The following is a 3,269-nucleotide window of genomic DNA, read 5'->3' on the forward strand; positions in this document are numbered from 1 at the left end:
GTTCAGTATTGGTGACAGACCACCACAAGTATCCAACCTCAATTCTGTTCACAAGACCATCGTTGATGTTCTCGGCGAGCGATACCGTCGAATTTATTCTTAAAGTAGGTGCGGAATGACGGTTAGAGATAAACCTCGCCTATAAGAGAAAGACATTCGCTGAATGCTGCAATGAAGTCTTAGAAATCAAAAATAGCGGGGGCGCTGTTGTTCAAAATAAATCACTTTTAAGTATAGTAATTAGGTTGTGTCACGCTTCTTAACACGTAATTACGCGACAGAGAGACACAACCTAAGATATCATTTATTTCACATTCTATTTAATCATAGAATCAAATCATCCACGATTAGAATATCTATTTATGTTTATTAAATGGTTAGACTGTTGATTTAGCCAATAATAAAACTCCTCATTGTATTTTTGTCCAAAGTTTTTTAAAACTCTAGAATAAGAAGGTTTATCACCGCTGGATCCAATTTCTTGTCTTAGGGAGCGAACTAATTCACCACGGACAGAACGCAGTTGTGGTGAACTATCGAGAAATTTTTGCACAAAATATGGCCAGGCGTATAGTCGCTCGCTATGCCCATTGGCAGAAAACACATCTATATCAATTATTTGCCTTAATTCAGGTCTATTTTCTGGCGGGCAATTCATTAAAACACTTTCTGCATATTCATTTTTTTTTCCATGCGATATATACTCTGCCAGACCTTCGCTCCACCACGTAATTTCCTCTGAGGGAAACATATTAGCATCACCATATTTGTTATATTTACCATCAAGATAATGAACAATTTCATGCCCAAAATTATGAATATTATTGTTTTTCATATAAACAAAAATACGTGGTTGATTATTAGGGTTGTTAGAATTCCCTTCAATATAAATACCTCCATTATTCGTGTCTATACGGAAAGGATAGTTACCATACCGATGGTAGTGATCTTTATTCTTCATCACTATAATTTCCAATGGTTTTGAATAATCATCTCTTACGCTTTTCTCCCCGAATGATTCGTGAAAATTTTTTAGAACTTTAGTTGCTATAACATTTAATTTATTTTTCTCTTCATTATTAAAATGATAAGAAGATTGTATTCTATACCCGTTATTAAGTTTGAAATCATGGGGAATGAATTCTTTTTCTAAAATAGGTTTCAAAAAACCAGAAAATATAGACGAGTTATTTTTTTCAAAACTTCGCCCAGTATCTTCTAAAAATTTAGTCAAAACAACATTAATTTCCTCACGTAAGTCACTTTTGACTGGTAAGGAATTATATTTCTTTAATATATTATTTAAATTAAAATCAATGTTTTTTTGTGTTTCAAAACCAAGTTTAGGATTGTTTTTCTTCTCAGAATTGATGATGGATGACAATACATCCAAAGCACACCGAATATGATAAAGAGGGAAATTGTTTTTTTTTGAATTGACAATATTTAAAGATTGACTGACAAGTTTCAACAAATTTCTCTCTATCGCATCCTTACTCTTAGATAACATCTGGCTATCTAGTGTCCCCGGTCTTATATAATAAATTAAACCTAGTAATTTTCCTGTATTAACTGAGAACTCATAATTGTCCAATAGTTTTTCTTGGTTTAAAACATGATACTCGAGTATTGCGTTGAAATTTTTATAATTTATAGTGGAGTTATCCCCTTGGGATTTATTGATCACCTCTGTCATCGCTGCGACCCAAGAACCTGTTAAACCTGATAATTCTTTATCCGGTTCATTTGATATACTATGAAGATTATTATATGTTTTAGCAAGATAGTCTCCTATTTTGCTTAATGTTTTAGACACAATATTGTTTTCGCTTTTCCAATGTGGACCTGATGTATCAACTCTATGATAAAAACTTTCAATATATTTTGATAACAAACCAAGATCGCCTTTGTTTATCTCCGGTTCGAGCATTAATTTATTAATAATTTTAATTGAGGCGATTAATGTTTTTTTAGAGTGTTGATAACTTGTTTTTAAAAACAACTCTTTTTTATCATGAAGATCTTCCATTAATTTTTTTTCTAGTACGGTAAACTTCATTTTATTTTGAAGGGAATTTAAATATATTGATGGAATGTTTTTTACTGTTTCATTTTCGACATGTGAGTGTCTTTTTTTTTCTAAAACAGCTTCATTTTGTTTATTTTTTACATTATTCATCTCATCGGAGAAAACATTTGAATGATGATTATAACTGACACCACTTAAATTTACTGACATAAATAACAATCTCCATTTAATTACAAAATACTAATAAAGCATAGTGATATAGCATATATAGCGATTATGCAGACATCTAGCAAGTCATAAGTTAAATTTAAAACCAAATCTTCACTTAATACTCCTCATTAAAGTTAATTAATTTATATATACTAGCAACACCCACTATTTGATAGTGAGAAAACAACGCAAAACATAAGATATGTCGATGTATTTCGATATCTACCAGTAGATTCAAACAAGCCTATTTGTAATAATCACTAACTTTAAAAGTTCCATACTCATCCCATGTTTGAAATAAATAACTCAGCCCTTTCCATTTCAGCCATTATTTAATAAAAACAACCTTTATAAAATCAGCCAAATACCTTATTTTTTGTTATTGTAGATACTTTGTTAAATAATTAAAAATCAAGTCATGATAAAAACCAAACTGTATAAAAGGGTCACAGTAATCGAGTTACTTCCGCTAGAAGGTATAAATGAGATAGTTTGTCTGAAAATTGTCATGATAATGGTATAATACTTACTATTATATGTTATTCTATCCGAAAATTTTTTGCTTCTATCTGACCTATATTGAGAAGAAGTGGCTCTGAACTCACAAAAAAATACTGATTAAATATCGAACTTGAAGAAATACCTCCCCAACTGGGACGCATTAAAGGCTATAAAGACCGTAGCAGGCTTACCCTACCTGCAATAAAATGCAATCTGCTGATACTCATTCGTTCCAGTGAACTTCGTTTTGTCCGTTGGTCAGAGATAGATTTCAAAAGTACCTTATGGGTTATCCCTGAAAAACGTGAAGCCATCGCAGGGATCACGCATTCAGGCAGGGTGCCAAAATGCGTAGGAAGCATTATGTTCCCTTGTGCCATCAGGCACTGGCAATTTTGGAAGAACTAGGCTGTGTCCCTTAATTGCGTAACCGGTGGTAAAACACGCGGATGCAGCCCAGTTTCACCATTGCTAGATAGTTTCTTGCCGTTTTTTCATAACGTGTGGCGATCCGTCGATATTCCTTTAA

1 protein-coding gene and 2 pseudogenes are annotated in these 3,269 nt (G+C 32.5%); 1 reads left to right on the top strand and 2 read right to left on the bottom strand.

The window, feature by feature from the left end; genetic code table 11:
• Window positions 1-337: 337 nt before the first annotated feature.
• Window positions 338-2,239, bottom strand: coding sequence for a collagenase (locus ACTBDZ_RS16355; protein WP_438816092.1), 1,902 nt, complete (start codon window positions 2,237-2,239; stop codon window positions 338-340).
• Window positions 2,240-2,863: 624 nt separating this feature from the next.
• Between ACTBDZ_RS16355 and ACTBDZ_RS16360 the strand changes: the two are divergent.
• Window positions 2,864-3,147, top strand: a pseudogene (locus ACTBDZ_RS16360) (tyrosine-type recombinase/integrase); the annotation flags it as partial.
• 11 nt (window positions 3,148-3,158) lie between these two features.
• On the opposite strand, the pseudogene ACTBDZ_RS16365 reads toward ACTBDZ_RS16360, so the two are convergent.
• Window positions 3,159-3,269 (bottom strand): annotated as a pseudogene (locus ACTBDZ_RS16365) (IS5 family transposase); the annotation flags it as partial.

Origin of the sequence: Symbiopectobacterium sp. (assembly GCF_051710365.1) — a bacterium.
GTDB lineage: Bacteria > Pseudomonadota > Gammaproteobacteria > Enterobacterales > Enterobacteriaceae > Symbiopectobacterium.